This is a genomic window from Verrucomicrobium sp. BvORR106 (assembly GCF_000739655.1).
Lineage (GTDB): Bacteria > Verrucomicrobiota > Verrucomicrobiia > Verrucomicrobiales > Verrucomicrobiaceae > Verrucomicrobium.
On the sequence record NZ_BATR01000081.1, the window covers coordinates 64,343 to 90,856 of the forward strand.

Consider the following 26,514-nt stretch of genomic DNA (forward strand, 5'->3'; position numbering starts at 1 on the left):
CTGACGAATTGTCTGCGCACTGATGCCGACTTGGCTCCAAGTCGGGCCTGACTCGCTACCAATCCCATGCAGTAAGGGTACAACCCATGCATGGAATCAACTCCCTCAGCAGCAGGTGCAGAACCGCTGCCGTCTTCGTCACCTTCGCCTGAAGTCACAGCCGCCACGCCAGCCCCCGATGCCGCGATCACGCCTTCGGATGCCACGCCAGCTGCTGCGCCGGCAGAACCGAAGTCTGACAACCCTCCTGCAGACAGTCGCCCTGCGATCAAGCTCCCCGAGAACGCCAGCCTGGACGAGATCATCGCCAGCATTCCGGATGAGGTCGTGGCCCGTATGTCGAGCGCGGAGATCGAAGCGCTAGCTTCCGGCGACCTTCAAGCCGTGGCCAAGGTTCTCAACCTGCCGGAGCCAGCACCGAAACCTCAGACGCCAGCGTCTGCCCCACAAGCAGCGCCCACACCTCCCAAGCCTGACCTTGAGAGCGACGAAGACGGACCCACGCGCATTTCTCTGCGGGCCCTGCCCCCAAAGGAACGCAAGGCCGTTGCCGACGCCATCCAGGCGGTCAAGGAGGGCAAGTTCAACACCTTCGAAGAAGCCCGTGCTTCCCAGGCTCCCAAGCCTGCTGAAGCTGCGCCAGCTGAACCGAAGGCAGAGCCAAGCCCGGAACCATCGCCGAAAGTCAAAGAGATCCAGCAACGCATCGCCGACATCGAGGCCAAGCAAGAGGCAGCCATCACCGCTTTCGATAGCGTAGGGCTCCTCAAAGCGAACCGCGACCTGTTGGATGCCAAGCTCGAGCTCAGAGACGCCGAGGCGGAGTTCAAGGCCGAACAGTCCCAACATTTCAGTTGGTCCCAACAAGAGGCCCGCAACGTCACTGAAGCCGTCAAACAGTACCCTGAGCAATTCGCCAACCCCGAATTCCTCCAGGCATTGCAAGACGCTCGGGACCTGGCGGAGCATCGACAGGACCCAATCTTGGAAGGGTCAGACTGGCCGCTCAAGCTCTCCGAACGTGTGGCCGCCAGATTCAAGGCAGTAGCTCCCGCTCCCACTGCACCCCCGTTCCCCAAGCCTCCTGCACAGGAGCCCAAGGTTCGAGGTGAGTTGTCCTCTCCGACTCCTCCTGGCACTCCTGCCATGAGCGTTGATGAGGCCCTCACGGCAATGGACGGCTTGTCTGAGGAGCAAGTGGACCAAGTGCTTGCCGGGATTAAAGCCCGAGAGCGCGCCGGTCTCTTGCGTCGGTAATCACTTCGGCCCGTTCGTGCCGCGGCATGACCTCAATTTCGAAAAATCATGCCTGGAACCTATAACGCCAATGCCAGCGTCGAGACTCTCTCGGACGTGCTGGCAACGGCAACCGATGCCAAGGGAAAACTGTATGCGAAGAAGTTGGAGAGCGGTGCTGCCGCCTACGACGACTTCAAGCTTTTCGAGGGCCCCGAGGATTCGGAGTCTGTCTTCTACGTCAAACGCGACCTCACCAAGATCGGTGGGGACAAGATGGTCTTTACCGTGCAGTCCGACCTCGCAGGTCCGGGCGTTCGCGGTGAGGAAGAACTGACCGGCAAGACCAGCACGGCCAAGTACAGCAACTACGAGCTCATCATCGACTATTTCCGCGATGCCCATGAGATCACCAAAAAGGAACGCAGGTTCCTCGCGGCGGGTGCTGACCTTGACGAGCACTGCATCAACAAGCTGAAGGTCAAGCTGGGCCGCCATCGCATGTACGACATGAAGATGGCACTCATCCGACTGGCACTTGGCAACATCGTGCGTCCCAACGGCCGCAAGACGCGTGACTCTTTGACCGCGGCCGACACCATGTCGCCGTCGTTCCTGATCACCGCCAAGCCTCAGGTGCAGCGTCTCGGTGCCCGCCCCATCAACGTCTCCAAGAACAAGGTGGGCTCCCCGGTGCACCGCCACATCGCCTACATGCCGGACGTGGCCATGACGGAGATTCGCAACTCCACGAGCTACCAGAATGCTCTGGGCAACTCGATTGAGCGTGGGGATCAAAACCCGCTGTTCACCGGCCGTCTGGTGGATTGGATGAACATCGCTCTCTTCGAGCATGTGCTGACGATCCCTGATGTGGACGACCACATCAGCGATCCGACCGCGCCCCTGGCAATCTTGGGCACCGCCTTCAGCGTGGACAGCGCCCAAGCTGCCTGCAAGCTGATCGTCAACGGTTCCAACACCCGGCACCGCTACTTCGAGTGGTTCCCTGGCTACGACTACCAGTGGTACGAGGGCCAATCGGCCAATCCGGACGCTGGCGTGTACTACGCTTGGTTGGTGAACCCTGACGCCAGCGTTGGCTTCGTGCGGTACACTGGCACCGGCAACAACGGCAATCAGATCGTCATCACGGGGATCTTGTCGCCTGATGGTGCTGGTACCTCGACCATCGGCAGCGCCACCCTTGGCAACATCGATGCGACGGGTGACACATGGGACAACGTTGCAGCGCCTGGCGGCGTTGGTGGCAGCGCCAACACCAGTGCTGACTTCAACTACACCGACAGCTTCCAGGTGGGTGCTTACATCATCCCCGCGAACGCCAACGGTATGCCGATCGGCTATGGCTTCTTCTTCGGCAAGGGTGCTGCCCTCCGCGGATACGGCCAGACCGACACCATGATCAGCCAGTCCCGTGACTATGAATTCGTTCATGGCCGCGGCTTCGAGTCGATCTTCGGTCAGGCACCCACCAAGCGTACCGACGGCAAGACCTTCGGCTACGGCTTGATGGAAGTCGGCATCCAGCATCCGGGTCTCGAAGTGCCCGCCCTGTAAACCTCCACCACCTTGGCCGCGCCTTCGAAAGAGGGCGCGGCCTTCTTCCCAATCTTCTGAACTATGATCACCCGTTTCGCTCAACTTCCCCTGGAAATCAGCACGAAAGCTCTCCAGCCGCATGCAAAGCCCGGCGAACCCATCGTCACGATGCGCATGTTGGCGGTAGGCAACCTCTCTGCCTTCCGGATGGGCGGTAGAACGAACCGGGTGTTCCGGTTCGAGTACAGCCGCGCCTTGTCCTGCCATGTACTGAGCGTCCCGCTTTCGCTGTGGCAGATGGACAAGCTCGCCCTTGCTCGTGAAGCCCTCGACCAGCGCCTCATGCATTCGATCATCGTCGATGTGGAGGTGCCAGTCGCTGCCCCGGAGCAAACCGAACCTCCAGCTCCAGCACCCCAACCCGCTCCACAAGCGCCTGGTGCGCCAGCGCCGGAGGGCAATGGAGACCTTGTTGTTTCCAATGACACCAAAGTTCCTGAGGTTCCTTCAGGCGATGGCAAGTCCACTGTGGTGCCTGACATCGCAAAGGTGCGTGCCGTGTTCGAAGAGTCCCGTCCTGCGAGGCTGAAACGCCTGGCGGATGAGCTCGACATCGATCCGGAGGTGCTTCGAGCGCTCGTCGAGACCGAAGGTTCCGGACTTGTCATCAAAAGCGGTGGCTGGGTGGACTTCACCGAACCTCCAGCTCCAGCACCCCAACCCGCTCAGTAGTCACTCAATTCCACATCCATCAAATCGCCCATCATGAAATCACTGATTCACATTCTCGCTCTCGCTTCCTTCGTCTCCGTCATCTCTGCGCAGACCGCCCCTCAAGTCGATGCTGCCGCCAAAGAGGTGAAAGAGAGGGGAGGTGTTGAGCCGCCCATCTCCTCCATTGCACGTGGCTTGCTGGACGCTTCCGGCGATCTGGTGGTGAAAGCCAAGGACGGCAAGCTCGAGTTCGAAGGTTCCAAGAAGGATGCCTACAGCACCTCCCTTATCATCACCAACCCGACCGCGCGCCGCAGTTGGACTGTTCCGGACGGTACTGGCACTGTGGGCCTTCAGTCCACGGCCACGCTTACGGCCGCTACCACGGTTTCCTTTGCACCGGCATCGAGTGTCTCGTGTTACCTGCTGACGCCGGCCCAGAATGAGACCATCAACGCGGTGAAGACGGGTGCCGTGCCGGGTCGAAGTTATTTCATCCGGATCCTCACCTCGGGCACCTCCAGCTACACCTTGACGTTTGGCACCAACTTCAAGGCCACGGCCACCCTCGCCACCGGTACCTCGGATGCAAAGGTCTTCGTCGTGCAGTTCATCTACGACGGCACCAACTTCAATGAAGTGAGCCGGACGGCCGCAATGTAACTCCCCTGTGGTCATGACCGTCCGCCAGTCCGTCAACGATCTGCTCGGGTATCTGACACCCGAGCAGCGCACCATTCCCGCCGCCAACGGGGAAGATGATCCACTGCCAGCATGCTTGGCAGCGATCAATGGTGCATTGACGGAGCTGGCGACGCTCGGCCCGCTCTGGCAGTTCAGGGCTCGCCGTGGGGCGCGGATTTATTCTCCGACGACGGTCACCATCCCAACCCTGACAGCGGGGCAATCGACCTTCACTCTTGATGGGCCTTGGCAAGATTGGATGCTCGGCTGCTCCATCCAGCTACCAGGAGATCCCTGGAATGAGATCGTGAGCCGGTCTGGTACCACGGTGACGCTGCTTCACCCCATCGTGCACAGTGCTGGCTCCAACGTCTCTGCGATCGTCTTTTGCGATTGCGTGACGGCAGGGAGTGATGTGCTGCAGGTGTTGCGGCCAGTGGCTATTGCAGACGGCCATGAGCTGTCTCCGGTCAACAACCTGTCTGACCTTCAGGCCTCGGTGTATCAGTACTGGCCACAGGAAGACTACGGACGCATGACCAACAGAAGTACGGCCGTTCGCAGGACCGGAACTGAGCCTGCGCCCCGGTTCTACTGGGCAGACACCAACTATGTGGCATCCGCAGTGGCCACTGCTTCGAGGATCCGGCTGGGTCCGATGCCCAACGCGGAGATGATCCTGCACTTTCGCGCCCGCATCTCTCCCCCGCAGTACACCATCGCAGATGTGCACAGCGGCCCGCCCGGGTATACAGACCCTGGTACGAACATCCCGCTTCGTCCTGATCTGGTGGAGACGATCTTCCAGCCCATTGCACGGCAACGTTTCACTGGCAGCCCGCTCTTTCGCAATGACAACGCCGTTGGCGAGATCAAGCGGCAGTACGAGGCTGCCTATGCCATCGCCAGGCAGATGAGGCCACAGGGCGCTTCTGGCGTGTTTCTACAGCCCGGACACTGATCCATGGCCAGATCCTACAAGGACATTGCCCAAGAGCTGCGAGACAGCGCTGCAGTGGAGCTCTCAAGCAAGGGCACCACCTTTGACCGTCTCTACACCGAGCAGGAGACCATCCCGCGGACGAAGGCCAATCCCAAGTACCCAGCTGCAGCCAGCCAGACAGTGCCAGCAAAGTGCATTCCAGGGGCTGTGCATCCCAAGTGCACCTTTCTCATCCTGGTGGATGCCTACAGCACCGGCGGCGATGATTCCCATGACAACTGGGTGTTGCTTTATCGGCTCGATCTCCAAGCGTTCTGCCTGGCGTTCCCCGAGGTGGGGACTTGGCCGAACCTGCTGGCAAAGGATGGCGCCACCATCACGGATGAATACTCAAGCGTCGAGCCGCTCATCGAGTGGCGCTTCGATGTAGTCAACCCGGACAGCTACACCAAGCCGCCAAAGGGGACGGCACATCCGCTCATCACGCAGGCCAAGCTCACCAAAGAGATCATGGTGCGACGTGGGCCCTTGGCGTCGATCATCCGAGTGTACGAGACGCTCGCTGAGGCGGTGGATTACGAGTACGATCCTGAAACCCTGGACCGTATTTCCATCTCCCGGCAAATCGTGCCCTACTCGACGCCGGCAGCGACTCAGCCCGTAGGCCACGAGATAACCTACAAAGAGCTGGGCAGTGACTACCAGCTCAAGGTCGACCGCAGTATTGGCACCTCTCCGACAGGGTACAGCACCGCGACGTGGGCGACGTTCGTTTTCCCGACCGTGGTCATCAATCACAACTTCGGAAGCGGCGTGCTGATCGGTGACAGATACGTGTACCATCCAAGGATCCGCGCGGGTTTCCGGAAGCGGGCACGAGGCGTTGTTGAGGTATCATTCCATGCAACGCAGCCGTCTCCCACCAGCCTCTACCAAATCGTTCCCGAGGATGTAGTTTACCAAGGGGTGCTCTTCGATGTGGAGTTTCGGAGCGCCTTGGTTGACGGTGCTACTCTATCGACTTCCGGGCCGCTCGGCTCCGAGTCGGTGACCTATGCGGACACCTCCCCAAGTGCTTCCGCGTACCTTGCAGCGATCGGTACACAGGTCACGATCGCAGAACAGATCAGCAGATGGCGGTATGGCCTGTGGCGTCGGGAATTGTTGAAAATCACCCTCGAATAAATGGATGCTGAACCTCAGAAACCGAGCCGCGTGAGAATTGAGCGTGCTATTGCTGAAGAACAGCAAGAGCACGAACAACGAGCCGCTCATAGTGCACCTGTATTTGCTGGCGACCTGGGGCTTGATGAGCCGTTCTTCGAGTCTGTTTCCATTCCTCGGGCGGTGAGCAGGATCGAGATCAGTGCCCATCCTTTCATGGTGAGCGGAAGCGGGGCGTCAGGGACCATTCTCAAAGGGCTCCTGTTTGATGGCGTCAACTGGCACGTCCCTCAGATTGGCGGGGGAGACATGGACGACATCCAGTCCATCAGCCTCAGCAGCGGCGGAGTGTGGCTGCATGTTGAGTGGGCCCCCAATGTGGTCGACGATGAGGTTCATAGTGGCGGGACGCCTGTCACGGTTGAACTGGTCACAACTCCTGGAACAGGGGAGCTCCCAACCAACACCACCAACGGGCACGTGTACATTCACCTTTGGGAGCAGGGCAGCACGTTCCCAATTCAATGGACGAAGTCCAACATTCGGCTGCAGTACTGTGCCGCAACTGGCTTCGTGCCGGGTACCTATGGCTCGTGATGACAGACCACCGCTGGTTTGGGGATTGGATTGTCTCTGCTGTGACGACTACGCAGAGACCGTGGAACCGGTCTGCCCGCTGGTTCAAGTAGAGGCCAAATTTGGGGAGGGAACGGACGAGTCCAAAGGTGCTGCACAGAGTGCCGCTGACGACCAGATAGCAGAGGCGGAATGGGAGGTGGGATTGGCATTTTCCTCCATGCTGCACACTGTTACCGGAGAGCTGTTCGACTCTTGGACGGTATCGAGAACGCAATACCGCTTCCGGTTGACTGGTGGTAACACGGGATACGTAAAGGTTACTTGGGAGATCAGAGACACAGATGAAGCCCTGATCGATTCCGGAGTGCTTGAGTACGAATGGGACGTCAACGACCCGCTGAACGAGACTGCCGGGGAGACCACCATGCCCTGGCCTCCAGACCCGCCAGACAACATCCAGGCAACACACCAACTCACGATTGTTTCAACTATATGCGTACGCGAAGAGGAGTGATGCTCGTGGTGGCTCCAATGACACCAGCGCGGGGCCGCACCAAGTGGCGGCAACTACACGACTTCACGGAGGCCTATCCTGATATCGCCACTGAAGCCGATGTGCTTCGCGCTTGGGCTTGGTTGGAGGCCTGGGAACACAGCCTCGGGAGCATGGGCTGCACGTGTCGCTCAGAGTGGTACAAGATTCGCCGGCTGCATCCCCCTTCGCTTGGGGGGCGGGCTGAATTTGTGCGGTGGGGCATTGATCGTCACAACGACGTTAACCAGTTGCTGAAGAGACCGCAATGGGTGGAGACGAACAATTAGTTTCCGACTGGTTCGAGGCCTTCCTCTTCATCTCGTTGGAACTGGCCATTGAGAGTTCGATTTTTCGGTACGGGGTAGTCCGATGTATGTCCCTTTTGAGTCTTATGGGTTGCGGTCCCTGTAGACGCTCCCTCGAGTGGCGTCCCGCGCAAAGGATTGTCGATAATATCTTCGGCAGATCTGCGATAGGGTGCCGGAGCAGGCGTCTCGGCATTTTTGGTTGGGGGGCAATGTTTTATAGAAAGCCCTACAATCGCGTAGAGGAGGACTGTGTAGACTCCAGTAATGGTAAGGGACGTCTTCCAGTCTTCGAACATTCGTTTGAAGTTCATAGGGGAATGTGCACAAAAAAACGAGGCGAGCAACTTCGGGTTGCTCACCTCGTGCTGTAGAGTTTCAGGAACGATTACTCAGGCTTGCCGTCTCACCCCAATCACTACCGACGTCGGAAATGGGGCGACGCTCACCCGGTTCCCTTGGTTTCCACCCAAGAGATAGACTCGCCCTCCTTCCACTCGGTCGAACAGTGCCACGTGATGCCCGCCTTCACGGGAGGTCACCACGGTATCGCCGCGCTGCGCTTCCTTGAGCGCCACCTCCTGGCCCCAGTTTAGCCAGTTACGAGCCCGGTAGTGTTCCTTGGGCACGCCCGTGCCGCTCCACAGGCCGAGGTAGCCGCGGAAGATGCCACACCAGGCGGTCTTAGAGTCGTCCTGATCGAGCCATGAAGGCGCGGTCTTGAACATCTCCGCAATCAGCGGGGTGGACTTTGGGCCGGGGGTTTCCGCTACACCGAGGTAGCGCGATGCGAGGTCGTAGAGTGCTTGGCTCATAGAGATTTCCAGCTGCGCCAGCCACCAAGGCGGACGCCGAGATACATGATCCTCCGGCGGGATTTACTCACTCCGCACTCGCGGAGGATCCGGGCGAAAAGGCGATCCGCTTCCTTGCGGGTCCAAAGATGTCCGGTATCCACCCAGCCATTGCGGAGTCGCGTTTGATGGGCTCTCGACGGCAGGTGACCCGAGTAGCGATAGAGAAAGTCGTGAGCGACTGCTGCAGCCCGATGCAGTCCATCAGGAGTGATCCCAGTGAGAGACCACAAAACACGTGGCACGCTGGCCCCGTCCATCTCGAAATCCCGCGGCACCGTAAGGCGTTGAATGGGCCAACCTGGCAACTGCCAATCGTAACGCCAGGACTGAACCACCCGGTAGAGCGGCTCACCGCCGTCGGCGCGAATGGGCACAAGTAGAGGCTGGTGAGGCTCAGTCATTGGGAACGACGGATGAATTCCAGGGCGGCAAGGATTGCTGCGATGGCGATGACGAGCGCCCAACTCATCGGCGGAGCAGTGCGTCACCAGCGATGACGGCGACCAGAAAGACGGCGAACACCGCCAGCAGGCAGAGCGGCCCGAAACACGGGATCAGCCAGCAGAGTAGCGCGAACCCGCCGTAGGTGATGCCGCCGGGAGCGTGTCCCACCATGCCATTGACCGTGGAGGGTGCGGTCCAGGCATCCCAGATGGCCCCGCCCAAGCAGAAGATGAGGAGGGCAAGGAAGATTCCGAGAAGCCAGCCGCCGAAGACTTTGGAGAGTGATTTCATGTTATTTCCCGGATTTGGTGACAGGGTCGAGGGTGACGCCGACGCCGACGGGCTGGCCCTGTGGAGTGACGTAGTTGAGGCTGTAGGTGCGCTTATAGCCGTCCAACTGGCGACAGGAGGCGAGGAGCGCGATGATGGGTAGGAGAAGGAGGAGCTTCATGGTTTTGCGTCATGTTCGGCCTTTGCGGCTTTGCGCTCGGCCTTGAGTATCTTGTCGAGATCCAAATCAGCCTGCGGCCTGCACGGGGAAGCGGCGCAGCATTCGCAGCCGTATACGTGCTCGCCTCGAACCCCTGCACACGTGCAGGCTGCAGTCGGGTTGAACTGGCACTTCTTACGGGCCGGGTTGTGCGCCTGCTTTATGGCAGCGCCCCAGCCAATGAAGAGGCCAAAGGCCAGGAGAATGAAAGCTCGGACGATCATGCTGGAATGCCCTTTTCGGTAGGAGGGTTCAAGGGAGGGTCGCGAAACATGCACCCAGGCACCGGGCAGCGTCGCACGGCATTGAGCGTGCCGGTGGCCACGCCATGCAGAGACTTCATTTCCTCGATCTCCTCGCGAAGTTCATACCGGTCCTTTTCGCACTGTTCCTGCTTCACCCACATGAGGCGGCAGACATAGACGAGAGCGGTAGTGACAGCGCTGAGGGCAGTGAGTAGAGCGTTTTCGAAAGTCATGGGGTGAAGCCGAGGTTGCAAAGTGCTTGGATCAGGGCCCCCAGTGCTTGAGCGCATAGGAACTCCCACCAGCGATAAGCCATGGCGGTGGCGAGCAAGAGAAGGAGGGTGGCGGTTTTCATGAGAAGGGCTATCGTATGAGTTCACCACACCCCGAGCAGGGCCGTATCGATTGCTCCATCGTCCTTCCGCCCACTCCAGAGCCCCGCGAAGGCGATCTTGCCTGGATAGGCCGCAGCAAAGCCTCGTCCCAGCGTCACTACTTCATTGCTGGCGCCAGAGAGGTTGCCAGTGCCGGGGTTGAAGACCGTTGGTGTGCCATTATCGAGTGCGATGTGACTACTAGACCCGTCGACCACGATGCGTACCACCCGGTCTATGTTTGCGGTAGCCGCCACCCCTGTGTTGATAGTGGAGCCACCACCAATTCGAACAGCCCAATTCCCAGAAACAAACCCAACGAGCGAGTTCAGCACGCCACCCACTTCAGCCCTGAAGAATCCTGCATTGATACCAGTGGCCGTATGCCGGCAGACAAAGAACAGCGTAAACGGCTGAGGCAAGCTGGCCAACACAGAGGTACTGACCAGCACCGTCGCCAGATGTCGCTGAGCAAATCCAGTGCCGATTGTATTGAGCACTCCCGACTCCGCTGCGAGCGGTCCCGAATTGACCGATCCTGAGGAGAAGACCATAGAACCGACCTGTGAATACAGTTCGATGACGTTTGCAGTATCAGAGCCTACGAAGGACGTGACATCAGCTCCCCAGGCACCAGCCGACGCCTTGAACACCTGAGACGCCGTGGTGCTGGCATTGTACAGCTTCGCGACATCGGGATCGCTTGTGCCGACCAGCCGATGTCCGGGCGCAACAGCGAACACCGCGTCCGTCGTGAGGCCATCAAGCGGCCCCACGAAGGATGGCACCGGCGGAGCGAATCCGTAGGGATTGAGGAAAAACGGCATCGGCGGGAAGGGGCCTGGCGCGTTTAGGATTGGGGGGTGGGTGCGGGCTCCCATCCGGAATCAAGGTCAATGTCTTCACCGTTGTCGATGGCCGTCAGCAGTGCGGTCAGCCGGGCGTCGTTGTTCTGCATGGCCGCTGCCGTGGTGATAAGGCGCGATCGAACCGATTCCTCTGGTCCACTCAATACCTGGTTGGCCAACCCTTTGAAGAGTATGCCCATCCCGATGATGGCGAACTTCAAGAGCTCGCTCTGCTCCACGTGTTCCTGGTTCATCAGGCTTTCCACGTTCTTGGCAGCCTGTTTGAGATCGTCGGCAGGTCTCCGGGTAGTCGTGAAGCCGATGTGGAACACTGTCGCTCCTTCAACTTCTTTTACCGTCTCCACAGTGCCCAGCGAGTAGCAACGCGGATCGAAGTCTGGCTGCAGATCCCGATGCATCTCAAGGTATCGTAGATCTGGATCGAGGCCTGCGATTGCACCACCATCTACCGCTGCGGGGTAACGGACTCCTCGTTTGAGGATCTCCTCCGTCGAGACGCGTTGCTGCACGTATTGTTTTCTGCCGTCTGTGAATGTGAGGACCATGGGTTTTCTAGGTTCGGTTTCCGATGAGAGAGACCACAGGCCCAATGCCGGCAGTCACGGCTCCAACTTGATCAATGAAGATGGTGACCTTCGCGCCGTAAGGGATTGCTTCGGTGCTGATCGCCTGGGGAGTGGCGGCGGTATCCGAAGTTGTTTCCCCAGCGTCGATGCTAGGCTTGGTCTCGAAGATCGAGACATCATTAACTTGGATGTCTCCGATAAACGCTGATCCAGTAGCGCCTTCCACAAGGCTCCACTGAGTGGAGCTCAGGGTAAATGCAAACGGCATGTGGAACGTGACACGAAGCCCTGTCTCAATGTCGGAGACTTGGTCCCCAAGAGCGATGCAAAGCGTCTCTGCTGGGCTGAAACTCAATGTCCGCGTCGTGCCGTCGGGACAAACAAAGCTGGCCTGCGTGTTGCCTATCGACACGGCGAACACGCCGCGGAGAGTCCACGTTGTGATGGCCGTCTTCTCGTAGAGCCAGCCAGTGAGCCTGTTGACGTAGAGATCACCAACAACCCCAAAGCTATTTGATGGAACGCCAGACCCGATGCGCAAATGCGTCGATAATTCTGGATCATAGAGCGTGCCGTTGCCCAGTATCAGCTGACGGGCATATCGTGAAATGCCGGCAGTTGGAGTGGCCAAGTCAGCTCCGTCGGGTATCCAGTCATCCACCAGCCGATTCAACGGCAGCTCCCGCACCCGTGACGGCCTGATAGGCTCGGCAGGGCTGGGGATGACGGGCAATTCGGGCATGCCCCGATTGTGGGGCGATCTATGCGGCTTGCATCAATGAGGGTCCCGACTTGGCTCCAAGTCCGCTTGCAGATTGCGGATTTTGCATCAACGCAGACAGCTGGGCTTGCAGTTCCGGCGGCAGTTGTGCCAGCAAAGTTTGCAGGTCCAGGATGGGCGCTCTGACAATTGAATCGGCGTCTTGGAAGTCCAGAGCCCGCAGGGCCTGAAGGAACAGCGAACGCGCCGCCGTCTTCTCGTGTTCTGGCAGTTGGATGTACCGAGCAAGAAGGTCGATGGCTGCCTTCGCATTCTCCAGCTTGAACTGGTTCTGTGCCTGGGTGAGGAGCAACGAGATGTTGAGCTCCAGCCCGCGGACAGCATCCGCTTTGAGTTCAATGAGTTCTGTGTTTTCGCCTTCCCCGAAGGCGAAGGTCTCGTCCTCATCGAGGTTTGTGTACAGAAGCAGCAGGGAGTACTCCAGGTCACAGGTGAAGCTGCGCTTGAGCTGATCGATGGGGGATTTGAGCAGCACTGCAGCACGACTCATCAGCTGCTTGATACCGGTGGCGGTGCTTGCTTCGGGGAGCCCAGCGACATCGCCCTGGTTGGCCGCGGTGATGCCTGTACGCAGCTGCACCATTTGAATCATCATCTGAAGCATCTCTTTAGTGCGGTCGTTGAGATCGGGCAGCGCTTTGAACTGAATCGCCTCTTCAAGCTTTGAGTCTGGCTTGAGGTTGAGGGGCTTCTCCGTGTTGAACGGCTCATCTTCTTCTTCGTCTTCCTGTGCAAGCTTCGATTTGTCGTAACCGGTAATGGGGTCGCTCGACTTCCGGTCGTGCCAGTTGATCCGATTGAACAGGTCGTCTACGAAGGTTTGCACCTTGTCAAAGCGCTCGAAGAACCCCCGGCCGACGATCCGCCACGGAAGCCTGTTGATGGTGTGAGAGTGCAGAGGCAGCTTGCCCTTCGGGGTGATGTTGCCGAGGTAGTCCAGCTTCAGGCACATCTCACACTGAGGCGCGAACACAATGTAGATGTTCGATGCCTGGCCTTTGCCGAGTGCATCTGCCCGCATGAATCCTTCGGTGAGTCGAACCGGAATGTTGGGGATGGAACCATTGGGATCATCCTGGTCCAGGTCTGCAGGTGCCGATTCGCTACGGGACGTTTCGGGCTTGAGGCTCTCGGCCTTTTCCTTGGCTGCATTGTACAGCTCTCGGGTCTCTGCATCGGTGAGGTCATACTCTTTGGCGATGTCGAGCACGCCTTTGGTGAAAGAGTGGAAGAAGTCAGTGTGATGGAGGTCGAGATCCGGCGCCGTCGGGTCGAAGGCGATGTCGCGAAAGTGGAGGTTGTGAGTCTTGATGTTGCGGTACGTCACCACATCCTGTTTCAGGAAGGCCTTGCCGTATTCGAAGGTGCCTTGGGACAGGTCGGTCTGTGGATCCTTTTTTGGGAAGCGCGCAAGGGACGGGGCAGATGCCTCATCCTGGCCCGGGCGCTCTTCCTCGAGGATCGGATCATCATCGAAGATGGCGTCCCCGGTGCTGGTCAACACCAGCTTCTTCGTCTTGGCATCATAGAGAGCATTGCGAGACTCTTCGAACGAGTCCGTCTTTACCATCCAGGTGGTGCGTGTGAACTGCGTGCCCAAGATGGCGGCGAGCATGGTGGTCTCGCAGTAGGTCTCCGTCAGCCTTGCCTGACTGGTCTTCCAAGTGGCGTGCTTGGTGATCTGGTCCGCGAGCGTGGCGTCCGCCTTGCCCAGCGGGCGGGCGGCAAACCATGGATTCGAGCCAAAGAGATCATTCTGAGCTTGGGCCGCGAAAAACTCAGCGAATGCTCCAATGAGGTTGAGCGAGTCGTTCTGTTTGTCGAAGATGCTTTTCTTGCCCTCGTTGCGGTTGGGCTCCGCTTTCCGGAACTCGAAGTAGTCTTCGGACTGTAGGAGGTATCTGTCGAGCTTGTTCCGCCATCCGGACAGGGCAGCGTAGTAGGAGTCGTGCCGCGATTTGGCGTGTCGTACCAGGAAAGCGATGCGATCGGCTTTGATGGCGTTCTCCAGGGGGCTCTGTCGCGACCCACGCTGTTTGACCAGCGCCGCCTTTAGGACCATCCGGTTGCGGACTGCTGTAAGTGATTCCGCTTGTGGTTGGGCAAGGATTTGCATCGTGATCAGCGTTGGGATTGGGCAGTTTTCTGGAAGTCCGCAGCATGACGGAGTTTCATCGTGTCGCGGTAGAGGCGACGGAACTGTTCCAAGGTATCTTGAATCCGCCTTTTGCCTTCTTCGGTCGGGTTGTTTGCATCCCAGTTGGAGCCGAGTGCCTTCAAAGCTGCCTGTCCGGCTTGAACGTGCATCTCCGTCCACTCGGCATCGGATAGGCGAAGCGAAACCTTCTTCCCGTTGATGGTGGCCTGAATCGATTTGTCCATGGGCGCGGGTGCCCAAGTCGAGTCGGGGAACTTGGTGTTGTAGGCCAGCAGGTATCTATCTACTGGCAAAGACGCGTCAGTCTGGCCTGATCGCACTGGGGACAGAATCCGGTAGGGGATGTCCGTTGCAGGCTGGTTGAACTGGTCACCGTTGTTCTTCATCACCGGCCTGCCCCACACGTCTACCCGCGGAGGCGCTGTTTGTGGGAGGACGTTGAACTGCATCCGCATCGCCAACTCAGTGAAGAACCCGAGGTCTTTGGGCGGTTGCGTGTCTCTCACCACTGGATCCGCATTGCGAATGGGCTGGAGGATCAGATTGGGAATGAAGCCTGTCAGTGTTCGGGCCAGGACTTTGTTTCCGTACCTGCCGGGATCACCGATCATGTCCATCATGTCGGAGATGCCAGACAGGAACGTCTTGTCCTTCAACTGACCGACGGTAGTGGAAAGGAAGGTCGTGAGATCGTCCGACTTTGCGGCATCCACCATGGTGGTGAGAGCTGAAGCGAAGGGTTCAATCCGTGCGTAGCTGTACCACTGGTCCCCAATACGAATCGATTGGGCGGGCACGGTACGATAGCCGAGCTCTCGCTCGCCAGTTTTACCGGGCTGCCATGGCGCAGATCCGGTAAGGTACGGAAGGTCATCGTCATCTTCATGGTCACCGAGCACACCTCGGATGGCGAAGTAGGCACTCCATGCGACCATCTGCTGGGCGAGATCCTGCACCATCCGCGCGCGATTGTAGATCTCCCCTGCCATCTGATTGGCCACATCGGCGCCGTAGGCTTGTTTGTTGCGGCGGTGGGCGTTGTATTCGCGCAACATGTCGATGACCGCGAGGAAGCTCCCCATGGGCGAGTAGTCGAGTCCCTGCTTGAAGATGTTTGCGGGGGTTTGAACAAACGGGACAATGAAGTCCAGGGCCTTGATTCCTCTTTCGGTCTTCAGGCGATTCAACAGCACGCCGGCAGCATCAAGCGTGTCGACTGCCCGTTTGCCACTTCCCAGTTTGTTCTGGAAGGTGGCTTTAGTGGCGTAGTCACCTGCGCGCTGCCAGGCTTCGCTGCCATGTTCACCGACCAGTCTTGCGACCCGTGATTCGTAAGCAGCGCCAGACAGGCCTTCAGCCTTCGCGATTCGGTGGGCGGCGGCTGCAAGCTCAACATAGCCCGATGTGGATTTGAAGAACTCGTCCGCCGTGTTGAGCAGACGAAACGAGATCCCTCGCATGATGGTGCCGAGCCTGCCTTTTACGGCGGGTGGCATTTGCTGCCATTCGTTGCCGAGGATGTCGGTACCCGATGTAACACCGCGGGCATAGGTCATGAACACCTGGCTCTCGTTGGCAAAGGCCCGCAACGCATTGCGGGAAGCCTGCGCGAGAGCGGGCACAAAAGCTCGCACCATGCTGCCGAACTCTGAGAGCGAAGGCGCTTCTGGGCTGCCTGCTCCGAAGCGTTTCAGGATGCTGTTGATGGTCGCTTCTGGGAGACGCTTGATCCACTGGTCATAGCCCTGAAAGATCGCGTTGGAGGCGATGTTGACCACCTGGGTTTGGGGGCCAGACAGGATAGCGGCCTTCCAGTACTCGATGATCTTGTCGAAAGCTGTGGACCGCCGGGTGGCGATTGCATCAGCAATGCTGCGCATGGTGCGCGGGTCGTGGATGGCGAGTGTGCCTTGTTCGTATGCTTCAACAGTCCCTCCGGCGATCGGTGGGCCCAGCGGGTCGCGCTGTGTTGGAGCTGGGGTGCTACGTCTCCTCCGGGGGCGCGCACTGGTGGGCGTGTGTGTGGGACGAAGGTTTGGAGAGTCCCAAATGTGCATGCCGTGCAGTCCCGCTTCGGTCGCAAAGAAGTACGGATCTTGTTGAGAGGATGCCGCCGAAAGCATGGCGGCCCTGGCGTACTTGGCGGCTGTGACACCGATGTTGTGAACAGCTCGGAGCAGGGCCTCATATTTCGATCTGGCAACTCCCAGTGTAACCCCCGCTGCATCCGCTGCTTGGGATGGGCTGCCACCTTGTTGCAACACCTCGACGATGGTGCGAGTGGCTTTGTCGGCACGTGAGATTTCCGCCCCATATCTGCCATCGATTGGCTTGCGGCTGGCTTGTTCCTCCCGGTAGTCGGACAAGATGGAATCAATGTCGATGCCCTCGGCAAGCAGCGTCCGCTTGATGTCGTCAACACGCGACATCCATTTGGCCATGATTTCTCTGCGGGCCTCGGCAGTCTCCGCCTCCCGGTATGCGGCCCGGGTCTGCGGGTCTGGGGACAGAAGGCCTTCCATCAGAAATGCCGCGTGGCGCTCTGCTGGCGACTTCCAAGGATCCCGACGGGCAGCGAAAGCCCTGGCCTGTTCGGTTCCGAGTTCGCGGTAACTCATGATGAGCTGAGCGGTCTCGATTCGTTTTGCCGGATCGCTGAGAGCGCCGGCATCCATCGCGGCCTCAAAGGTCATGATCTTGGCGGCCATCGTCATGAGGCCGTGCAGTGCCTGTGAAGCTCGAGCTTCAGCGAGAACAGGTTTGAGACTGTCCGGAACAGGATAGCCCTCCGGCAAGTCGGCTTTGTTGTCAGACCATGCTTTGACCAAAGCGCGCGCTCCTGCTGGATCCGTCGCAAACATTGCCCTGGCCGTCATCTCCATGGTGTCGAGCGTGACTTTGCCGGGATTGCCGCTGGTATTGCGAGTCTGGTCAATTGCTGCGATGGCGGGGATTGACCCCCCAGCAAGGTCAGGACGGCCGCCGTCGATCTTGCTCTGCCAGGTCGATGTGGGGGCGTCTTTAAATTCGGCGGTCTCTGGTTGAAGCGCTTGGGATTGAAGCGCCTTCAACGCGGTGAGGTACCTTGCCCGCATCTGGTTGACGATGTTCTGAACCGCGATCTCGGAGAGGCCAGTGCCTTTAGCTATCTCAGCGACTGGCTTGTCCTTGAGGAAATCCGCGAAGATGAGCCGGATCTGCTGGGGTACAGGTTGCAGGATGGAGCGGAGTGCCTGCTCATGTATGGATGACGTGGAGTTTGCAGGTGCAGTTTGCAGCCTGCTTTGGTGCAGCGGCGACGCTCCCAAGGTGTTGCTGGGTCTTCCGTTTACAGAAAGGATTTTGACCGTGTCGTCGTCGAAGATGACATAGTTGCGCGTCCTTTCCTCGGCATCCGTTTGGCGTGATCGCTGATCAAAATACTGAATCGCTTTGATCCCCCTCTGGGAGAGCGCTTTGGAAAAGAGAGCCGGTGAAGTCTTCTTCGACAGTTCCTTGTAGTACTGGCCGCCGGTCTTCATGCCATGGTTCGCCAGAACGCCCTGTCCAAGCTTCTGTTGAACAGCTTCGGATTGCTGGTTCAAGGGAAGGTCCCAGTCCAGAATGGAGTCAGTACCGAGATCGAACTCGACCTCATACAAGTTGCCAAATCTCTCGATGGCCGCGTCCAGTGCGGGAGACGAATCCCAGTTGTCTCGCCAGTTGGGATCTTTTGCGATCTCACGCAGGGCTTGGTGTGGGTAGTCGAACCCAAGGAAGTCGGCGTCTGCCAGGCCAGCCAGCAGCCCTCGCTCGTGCTCTGTAAGAGTCTCGTCTTTCAGCAACTCCTCTACAGCGTCGAATGGAGAGATGTTCTCGTCGTACGCGTCCCTCATCTTCTGGATGAGGTGGTTTGCGGACACCACGAGCTGATACCGCCTGGCAACACTTGGCCGCTCGGCGAAGTAGAGTCCCCAGCCGTAGACTTGAGCGCCTTCACCAGTGCCAATTTTGGCGGTGGTGAATCGGTCCACTGCATGCGGAGATCCGTGATACGCGGTTGTCGCAGCGGATAGGGTGTGAAGCCGCGGACCGGTTTCCAGCTTCCTGCCATCTGGAAGTGTCAACGTCTGGTCGATGGCTCGACTGATGAGCGTCGCGTTGGTGGGTAGCGGTTCGCCAAAGATGTCGGGGGTGGTAGTGTCCACCGCATCGGCGAGGCGCAAGTATTCATCGAGGATCGAGCGGACGGACTTCGCCGAAGTTGAGTTTCCCAGGGCGATGGCCAGTTGCGCCGTCTCTGGAGCAGTGTTCGAAGCGAACATGTCCTGCTGCTGGAGGTATTCCTCAATGGTGCCTTTGCCGCCCTCTTCCTTGAATCGAATCAGGGTGTGGAGAGAGGCGCGAAGTTCGGGCGCGATGTTGTATTGCGGTTTCTCGGATGCCAGCTTGATCAGCGCACCCGCGCGTGAGACGATTCCCGAGATCTGGCGGCGGATGCCTAGAGTGTCGGCCCGCTCCAGGATGTTGCGCAGCGTCTCCTGGTTGGCAGAACGTTCGCTGGGAGCGGCATTGAAGGTGCCAGAACCCCCTTGGGGGTTGACGATATCATCAGGGCCCAGTATCTTTGAGAAGCCTTTCGGTGGCGTCCCACGTTTGGGCAATTGCAGCCCATAAAGTCGTGCCATCGAAAGGCTCTTTGTTTTATTCTCGTAGATCGGGCTCTCACCGAACATCATAGCGATGTCGCCTGCAGGCCGACCGTAAAGGGACTGGATCTGATTGACGACAAGTCCACGTTCAGCAGTCCTATCCAGATGGATGGCCGCGACGATGGGCCCCTTGCCAGGCTCTGTGAATTCCGTCAGCACCAGCAGGCTGTCGGGCCGGCTCCGAGAGGGGAAGATGGCCACCGGATCGGCCAGACTCTCGGGAAGCTGCTCAAGGGCTGCAATTGGCACGGAGTGCACATCATGGGTTGCTTTGCGGAACAAGCTGCCCGGTAGGACGAGCAAGTGCTCGTTTGCACCCGCTGCTCGAATGGCTGCAGGTGTTGGTCCCAGTCTCACGAGCTCTGTGCCGATATCTTCCCCGTCTTGCCATTTCTTAAGAACATCTCGGTAGCGCCGAGACCAAAATGCACTGGGCTTCAAAGGAGACGATCCCAGCTGCCCCGAACCTCCGTTGAGCAAAATGGCAAGCATGGCGTTCTCTGCCCTCTGCACGGCCAATTCTGAGGGCCTGCCATCGGAATTGATCATGCCTGGTTCGCCCGTAGCGCGCGCGAACGCCTTCCAGAAATCCCGGTTGCTGGCCGCGAGCGGGTCTGCATTCTCCCCGGTGTCCCACAGGGACATCAAATTGTTGCCCTGAATGCTCGTGGCATCTCGCTGGGCTCGCTCCACGGTGGACTGGCTCAGCTGAGCTGGACGGTTGGAATACTCAGCCAGCTTGACCGCATCCGCCGCGCTTGAGGGCTGGTACACAGCCACTGAAACTGGTGCGGCCATCCCCTCAGTTGAGATGCCGTCAGCATTAAGTGCAGCACGAATGCCCGCATCATAGGCGGCGGGATTACCGGCCTCGTACAGGTTCGCCAGAGCATTGCGGCGACCATTGCCGCTGATGACGTAGAACAGCGGCTTGCCAGCGTCATTTACCTGATGTTGGCCATTCGGTCCAAAGAGGGGTGCGACGAGCGTCCTCCCGGTGTCTGTGGTGCTGCCTTCATGATAGCGGCGCCATTGGTCTGGATTGCGCTCAAGGTTACGCATCATCTCCACCGACTGCACTGCTGATTCAGTGGAGGCGCGGTCATGTGGTTGCAGCTCTTGTCCGGGGAAGCGAGAATCTCCACTTCCAACGAGTTGGCTGATGTCCACCGCGGTGGCCGTAGCCTGGATAGTGGTCTCATTTCGTGGCGTAGTCAGGGTGACCGTGCGTCCCTCGGGGATCTGCGGCTGAGTGCCCACCACGGACTGTTCGAGGGCGGACTTTGGCGACGCCTTGGCCTGGCTCTTGAAGGCCTGCTCTGTCCTGTCCGCGAGGGCCTGCGTGTGACTATTGCCGCCCTGATCGATGCCGAACTGAGTGCCTTGCACCCTGGTGCCGAAATACTCCCGCGCGACTCGCTCGGCGACTTGTGCATCGTTCTCGGTGGCACCGTGCATGACGACATTGTCAAAGGACAGCAGCGCTCGCGAACCCATGCCCGGGAACTTCACCTGCCCATTGAATCCCGCATAGCGAAGCGCTTCCATGAACCCTTGCATATCGGATTCTGAGAGGCTCAGAACGTCTGCAATGGTGGCGTAGGCCTTGTGCCTGTCGGTACCTTTAGCGTGGCTGTCGTTGCCCACTTCGAAGTTGGTCCAGGCGCTTTCAACCCCACGCGCGACGATGCCGGCAATCGGTGATTGTTTGAGCTTGGTCCAGAAGTTACTGACACGTTGCGTGAACGCCTTCACTGCCTGGCGGTGTTGCATGTAGTGGTCAGCGCGCTCTTGGGCGGTGAAGTTGCGATGTTCCGGCCGGGCGGTGAGCGCATCGTAGAATGAAACGCCCTGGGGTGGCCCGTGGGCAGCAAGGTGAGCCGCGTACTCATCCTGCGTCATTTGTTCAACGGGCTTGCCCGTGGGAGCTGGCGCGGCAGCGGTCGAGGCGTCCTGTTGACGGAAGCGCTTCAGCGTGGCTTCAATGGCGACCAGATCCTGTTTGATCGAGTCTGGGAGCCCCTTGGACACGAGGTCCTTCAGGTACGCGAATACGGCGCGAAGGTGCGCGATGATGCCCTGCTGATTCGGCTGAATGCGGTAGCCTTTCGCGGCCTCAGTGGTCTCTCCGCTCGCCTCGGCCTGGGAGAGCATCCGAATTCCTTCGAAAGCCTTTTCCCAGTCCTCCGTCGTTGCAAGCGTTGGGCCGTATAGAGCAAGGGTTGCCCGGCGCTGTTCCTCTGTGAACTCATCGTTCCAGAGGCGGCCGTAGTGATCGGCCCGCCATTCTTCAAACGGGCGGGTATCGCCGCTCAGTTCGTAGAGAGTCTGGGCCGCTTGCATGTGGGCGGCATGGCGGATCTCCTCGTCCACGGCAGCGGCGATGTGGCTTGCCGTCTGTTCTGCGGTGAACCCATCGGTTTCAGCGAGCAGCTTCGGGATCGAGAGCAAGACGCGATCCTGCCCGTAGTCATACGCGGCACCGCTGGCGCCCACTCCTTCGGAACCCTCCAGCACTGAGACTGTGCTGCTGAGACCTGGGTAGCTCGCAACGGCCTTGGCAATCTCATCCCTGATGAGCCGCTCACGAGAAGCAGGGGCGCTGTTCGAAGTGGTAGCTCGTGCCTGAGGATGAGTGAGGCTGCGGGCATCCACGTTCTCACCTTCCGGCAGTCGCAGTTGCAGCTTTCGCAGCGCCTCTTCAGCCGTGGCGGCTTCGTCCGCGTGGATAGTGGCGAGCGTGCCGTTATCACCTCGAACGCTCCACGTTGGGGCCGCGGGGGCAGCCTCTGCCGTAGGGACTGAGGTTGCGGTGGACGTCGGCGCAGAGGCAGGTTGCTGAGTTTGTGCTTGTGCCTGCGATTGCTGTTCCTCGTAAAGCCGATTGCTTTCAGCAGTGGAGATCAGCGCCCCCAGCTCTGGCATCGTCGCCTGGATCTGGGCACGTCCGGCGTCTGTGAGGCGCACATTGGCGGCATTTGTGATGCGTTGCTGGCCTTCATCTGTGATGCCTTCCAGCTCTGTGGATGCGACTTCAAAGACCTCAGGGGAGCTGGTGATGGCTTTCCCTTCCTCAACCGTGAAGTCGGTGCGGCCACCAGCAACCTTAGCGGCGGCCGTAAGCATCGCTCGCTCACTGGTGCTGAGTTGCTGTGCATTGCGCACCGCCGCCAGGGCTCCGACAGCATTGCCCGCTGCGAATGTGATGGCGGCGGAGTGGGCGGCCCGCTCCGAGTCGATGGTCTGCAGCCGTGTGTTGATCTCTGTCCGCCTTGGAGAGGTATCGCTCTCGGGCATGGCAGCCAGTTCTTCAGCGAGTGTCTGGCGTTCGGTGTTGAGAGTCTCCAGCGATTGCTGCGAGGCCGCGACCGTTCCCACGTCCATCAGGGCATGATAGAGGTCGAAGTCGGCACCAGTGACGTTCTGCCAACCTGGAACCTGAGCACCGATCGCATTGATCTCTTGTGCCCACTGATCACGGGATTGCATTTGTGCACGCGCCTGGCGGGCATTGGATGCCGCGGCGAGAGGGGCAAATGTCACTGACATCAACGGACCGCCGAGACCACCATAGATGAAGCCCATTGCCGTTTGTTCGGCGACAGAGTCCATGGTTGCACCTGGCTCGCCTACCGCAGCGACGGTCTCTTCAAGGCCCTCGGCAAAGGCGGTTTTGCTGTAGGTGCCGGCGCCAGCGAACGCTACGTTGGTGGCGCGCTTCCACGCCGGCAGAGTCTGACCAAGTGCGGGCGTGAACGGCGCACGGACGGCGGGTCCGGCCAATGCGGCGCGGACCTTGTCCCAGCTTCGACCGAAGCGGGTTTCATCCAGGATGCGATTGGCTCGGGCCAATCTCCCCGCGACGGACTTCTCTGTCTGCTGCGCCATCCGCACCGCGGTGGAGAGGGTCTTTGATGCAGTCGTTTTGGCCGCACTCTTGACCGCGGCCCCGGCCGCAACACGCAGGATCTTGAGGCCTTTGAAAGCGGTGCCCGCAAAGGTGGTGAGACCTTCGGCTCCGAACTCTTGAATGCCCGCGCTGTCGAGAGTGTTGATGTAGGCAGCCCACGAACCAGGATCGTTGGTGACTTGCCCCGCAATGCGCTGAAGCACCACCGCGGCGGCGTGCTGGTCACCAATCCCCATGAGTGAACCGGCCGCTTTTACGCGAGCGGCAATTGCCTGCTCATTCTTGCCCACGACTTCAATTTCCGACGCAAGACGAAGGATGGCCGTGGAGTTTTCGCTGCTGAGGTCCAGTCCGAAGACCTCTTTGGCGCGCTCCTGCACATCTTGTGCCGTGGCGCTGCGAGGGCTCAAGGTGTAGGCCTGAATGCGCTGCTCGAGCCGCCGTGCCTTGGGATCGAGGGCAAACAATCGGAACGCCCGTTCTCTGTTGTCCGCGTTGCCGGAATCAATGTAGTCCTGAAGGGCGGCGCGGATCGCAGGGTCTTTGCGCACATCGAAGGCCTCAGTCGTGAAACCGCGTGTGGCTCCTTCGGCGCTGCCGATGCGATCGGCATGGTAGAGCCCAGTGATGCGGTCGCGCAGTTCTGCGGCTTCTGGATCCGAAATGGCGTCAAGGCTCCCAGTCTGAGCTGCCTTGTCGGCCAACTGCAGGAACAGTTGGCGTAGGTCGTATCCAGTGCCGTTGGTATCAAAGAACGTGCCGCCAAAGAAAGTATTGGTGTTCCTGAGCCAGTCGGCAGTTTGCTCGTCGCTGATGACGAGGCGTTCGTCCTCCGATTCCGACACCTTCTTGATCCAGTCCCAGCCGGTCAGACTGTCGGCTGCCTTCCACATGCCAAGCCGCGCTGGGGCTTCTTTGACGCTTCGGTAGATGATGGCGGCAAGGGAGCCGAACGTCTGCTTGGCAAGTTCTGCGCCGAAATCCCGCGCCTTGTCGCCCATGCCTTTGCCCGCAAGGGTTTCCAGCATTTGGGCGCGAGCCTCTTTCAGCCCGTCCACGTTGAAAGCGAGATCTGTCTGCCGGGACTTGCCGTACAGCTCATCGAAGTAGGCAGTGACCACCTCGGCCTTTGCCTCAGGCTTCTTGGCGGCCTGCCACATCCGACGGTAGGCCTCATTATTCCCCAGCCATGCGGTCAGGCCATCTTCCGTGATGGCCTTGGGCAGGTCGGTTTCGTCCCACCCGTAGAGCTGGCTCTTGAGGGCGCGAGCTTCCTGGTAGGAAAGTTCGCCTTTCTGGAGTTTGTCACGCAGTCCACCAATGCCGAGGCCTGCTTGGTCGAGCTTGGCGAAGGTGCTCTCGTCATTCTCGCCGGATAAACGCAGTTCAAGACCTGTCTGAAGCAAGGCACGCTTCTGGCCGTCGTTGAGGCGGTTGTTGGGGTTGCCGAAGTAGGCCGGGATGCCGTTGTCTGCGAGCTGCGGGGCCCGGAGGGTGCCGATCTTGGACTGAGTTTCCCAACCAACGGTCATGAAGTTGCCGTCGGGATGGTAGGTGCCCAGATCTTCACCGGTGGTGGGGTTGGATAGATCGATGAGCACTGAAGGCCTGCCCGCGATATCCACCTGACGAGAGGTGGCGACAAGAGCGTCCGGGTTGGATGTGGGAAACAACGCCTTGAGTGCATTTGCGCGGCCTGCCCCGGTGCTGAGGTCGTGGTTGCCTGCCAGGCCTTTGAAGGTCTGCGCGGCGGTGGCGAAGGCGACGGCTTTGTTGCCGAGATCACGCAAGGGCGCTGTCAGGGCACCACCCGTCCCGGTTACCTTTCCAATGAGACCGAGACCAGCAAACAGGGTCTGGCCAAACCTCGAGCTGTCGATGTTGCCTTCCTCATCTGCAAAGGCCCCCATGACCTTCGCCAGATCCTGCTGGTCCTGGGTTGCCTTTTGGGGCGTGTATCCCTCCAGGGCATGAGCGATGGAACTGACGATGGTGTTGCTCGCAGCTTGTTCAGCATCCGTCAATGCTGTTTGAGAAGCAGGATCCTGCTCCCCAACGGTAGCTCGGGCGCTGGCCTTGGTGATGGGGTCGGCGTCCAACTTGCTCCAGTCGGGCTGGGGGAGAATCGCGCCTTTGCGCTGCGCTTCGTCCAGGTCTCGGAGGTGGGCTTGCTTTGCCTGTTCCAGGCGCACCTTGCGGAGGGCAAGACGATGCAATTCCGTTTGGCGGGCCCGGGCATCTTCTTCCGCCTGCTTTGCTGGCGTGCTGAGCTCCTCAATCTGCTTGCGGGCTGCATCACGCTTGGTCAACCAGTCACGCGCCTGTTGCGCCTGCACCGGATCATCCAGCGGGATGGTGGTGGTGGTGCCAGAGCGGGAGTCAGTGAAGAGACGGGCAGGCTGGCCGTTGGCGTAGGTGAAGAGTTCTTTGTCGAACTCCTTGGCCTTCTTCTGTGCCTCTGTGAGGGCCTCAATCTTCGGGCGGTCCTCGAACGTTTTAAGGTCGTGCTCTTGCTGGAGCAGTTGACTGCGTCCAGTGACTTCTTGGGTGCGCTGGTCGAACTGCAGGCTGCGGGAGATGCGTTCGTCTTTGCCGATCACCTGCGGGGCAAGCATGCCGGTGGCCGCGTCGGTGGACAGAATCGAGATGTTACCCGTCTTCTCGTCGGTCTGCGTGAGAGGACGCTCGCCGGGGATGGCCACTTCCTGGCCGGACTCCGGATGTTTGAGCCGGTGGGTGCGCGTTGCCGCATCCCATTTCACATCTTGAGCAGGGGTGTTGAACTCGCGGCCGTCAGGTGTGCGGGCTCGAACCACCGTCCAGGGGGAACCGTCGGGCTGCGCACGGTCCTCTTGTTTGGTGGTGCCGTCGGGATTCTTGAGCGTGAACGGCAGCGTGGCCATGCGCTGGGGCTGGCCAACGATGGCGGGAGTGTAGAGGGGCTTTCCGTTTTGGCCCACCTTGGGACGCTCCAAGCCTGTGGCAGGGTCGGCCTCGATCTCAATGCCATTGGCCTTGGCAACACGCAGGCCTTCTTTGCGCTGTTCCTCGGCCTGCTTGCGCTGCTGCTCTGCCTGCCAAACCTCGTCGGGTTGCGAAGGCTGGATGTAGCCCTGCGAGTCGGTGTAGCGCGGCCGGTTCTCTGCCGCGAATTGCGACTCAACTTGATCGTTGTGAGCATCACGCTCGGCCCGGGCTTGGCCTACCTCGGCAGCATGCTGTTCATCCACCCGCGCTTGGATGTATTGCTCGCGTTGCTGATTGATGGTCGCGTTGGTGCGGTCATCAGGGGCAAGGCGGGCGGCGCGGTTGAGTCGGCGGAGGTTGGGATCGTCTGCGAGAACTTCAAGTGGGTCGGTTGCCATGGCGATTGAGCGGGCGGAGAGGGTCGAGGGGCTCGGCTTGA

General features: G+C 59.6%; 19 protein-coding genes. 8 read left to right on the forward strand and 11 right to left on the reverse strand.

The genetic code is table 11. The features are described from left to right. Positions 1–90: 90 nt before the first annotated feature. From BV106_RS12295 to BV106_RS12330, 8 genes are all read left to right on the forward strand, one after another. A complete protein-coding gene (locus BV106_RS12295) occupies positions 91–1,257 on the forward strand; it encodes a hypothetical protein (RefSeq protein ID WP_038164925.1) in 1,167 nt (388 codons plus the stop codon). A gap of 48 nt (positions 1,258–1,305) precedes the next feature. Next, on the forward strand, positions 1,306–2,817 hold the full coding sequence (locus BV106_RS12300) for a DUF4043 family protein (RefSeq protein ID WP_038164927.1): 1,512 nt from the start codon (positions 1,306–1,308) through the stop codon (positions 2,815–2,817). Positions 2,818–2,880: 63 nt separating this feature from the next. Beyond that, on the forward strand, positions 2,881–3,531 hold the full coding sequence (locus tag BV106_RS12305) for a hypothetical protein (protein ID WP_038164929.1): 651 nt from the start codon (positions 2,881–2,883) through the stop codon (positions 3,529–3,531). A gap of 33 nt (positions 3,532–3,564) precedes the next feature. After that, positions 3,565–4,176 carry a hypothetical protein gene (locus BV106_RS12310; RefSeq protein ID WP_038164932.1) on the forward strand — a complete coding sequence of 204 codons (612 nt, stop codon included), beginning with the start codon at positions 3,565–3,567 and terminating at the stop codon, positions 4,174–4,176. 13 nt (positions 4,177–4,189) lie between these two features. Then, positions 4,190–5,158 carry a hypothetical protein gene (locus BV106_RS12315; RefSeq protein ID WP_038164935.1) on the forward strand — a complete coding sequence of 323 codons (969 nt, stop codon included), beginning with the start codon at positions 4,190–4,192 and terminating at the stop codon, positions 5,156–5,158. A 3-nt stretch (positions 5,159–5,161) separates the two neighbouring features. Further along, entirely contained in the window at positions 5,162–6,325 is a 1,164-nt protein-coding gene (locus BV106_RS12320) for a hypothetical protein (RefSeq protein ID WP_038164938.1), read from the forward strand. Next, the gene (locus BV106_RS12325) at positions 6,326–6,901 is read left to right on the forward strand and encodes a hypothetical protein (RefSeq protein WP_038164941.1); all 576 of its coding nucleotides are present in this window, start codon (positions 6,326–6,328) and stop codon (positions 6,899–6,901) included. Positions 6,902–6,962: 61 nt separating this feature from the next. Further along, a complete protein-coding gene (locus BV106_RS12330; RefSeq protein WP_265595613.1) occupies positions 6,963–7,397 on the forward strand; it encodes a hypothetical protein in 435 nt (144 codons plus the stop codon). Between the two features lie 718 nt (positions 7,398–8,115). On the opposite strand, the gene BV106_RS12340 is transcribed toward BV106_RS12330, so the two are convergent. From BV106_RS12340 to BV106_RS12380, 11 genes are all read right to left on the reverse strand, one after another. Beyond that, complete coding sequence (locus tag BV106_RS12340; protein ID WP_051945695.1) at positions 8,116–8,538, reverse strand: TIGR02594 family protein; 423 nt, start codon at positions 8,536–8,538, stop codon at positions 8,116–8,118. Further along, complete coding sequence (locus tag BV106_RS37305; protein ID WP_081891691.1) at positions 8,535–8,981, reverse strand: DUF1353 domain-containing protein; 447 nt, start codon at positions 8,979–8,981, stop codon at positions 8,535–8,537. The genes BV106_RS12340 and BV106_RS37305 overlap by 4 nt, the downstream gene beginning before the upstream one ends. Positions 8,982–9,045: 64 nt before the next feature. Continuing rightward, the gene (locus tag BV106_RS12345; RefSeq protein ID WP_038164949.1) at positions 9,046–9,315 is read right to left on the reverse strand and encodes a hypothetical protein; all 270 of its coding nucleotides are present in this window, start codon (positions 9,313–9,315) and stop codon (positions 9,046–9,048) included. Position 9,316: 1 nt separating this feature from the next. Next, complete coding sequence (locus tag BV106_RS38420; protein WP_265595614.1) at positions 9,317–9,475, reverse strand: hypothetical protein; 159 nt, start codon at positions 9,473–9,475, stop codon at positions 9,317–9,319. Positions 9,476–9,734: 259 nt separating this feature from the next. Beyond that, positions 9,735–9,992: a hypothetical protein gene (locus BV106_RS12355; protein ID WP_038164955.1), complete on the reverse strand. Its 258-nt coding sequence runs from the start codon at positions 9,990–9,992 to the stop codon at positions 9,735–9,737. After that, positions 9,989–10,114, reverse strand: a complete 126-nt coding sequence (locus tag BV106_RS38425) for a hypothetical protein (protein ID WP_265595615.1) — start codon at positions 10,112–10,114, stop codon at positions 9,989–9,991. Before BV106_RS38425 ends, BV106_RS12355 begins: the two co-directional genes overlap by 4 nt. A gap of 21 nt (positions 10,115–10,135) precedes the next feature. Then, entirely contained in the window at positions 10,136–10,960 is an 825-nt protein-coding gene (locus tag BV106_RS12360) for a hypothetical protein (protein WP_038164958.1), read from the reverse strand. A gap of 23 nt (positions 10,961–10,983) precedes the next feature. Beyond that, positions 10,984–11,547: a hypothetical protein gene (locus BV106_RS12365; protein ID WP_265595616.1), complete on the reverse strand. Its 564-nt coding sequence runs from the start codon at positions 11,545–11,547 to the stop codon at positions 10,984–10,986. Positions 11,548–11,554: 7 nt separating this feature from the next. Next, positions 11,555–12,310, reverse strand: a complete 756-nt coding sequence (locus tag BV106_RS12370; protein WP_038164962.1) for a hypothetical protein — start codon at positions 12,308–12,310, stop codon at positions 11,555–11,557. Between the two features lie 19 nt (positions 12,311–12,329). Next, a complete protein-coding gene (locus BV106_RS12375) occupies positions 12,330–14,465 on the reverse strand; it encodes a hypothetical protein (protein WP_038164965.1) in 2,136 nt (711 codons plus the stop codon). A 5-nt stretch (positions 14,466–14,470) separates the two neighbouring features. Beyond that, entirely contained in the window at positions 14,471–26,473 is a 12,003-nt protein-coding gene (locus BV106_RS12380) for a hypothetical protein (RefSeq protein WP_038164968.1), read from the reverse strand. Positions 26,474–26,514 lie beyond the last annotated feature (41 nt).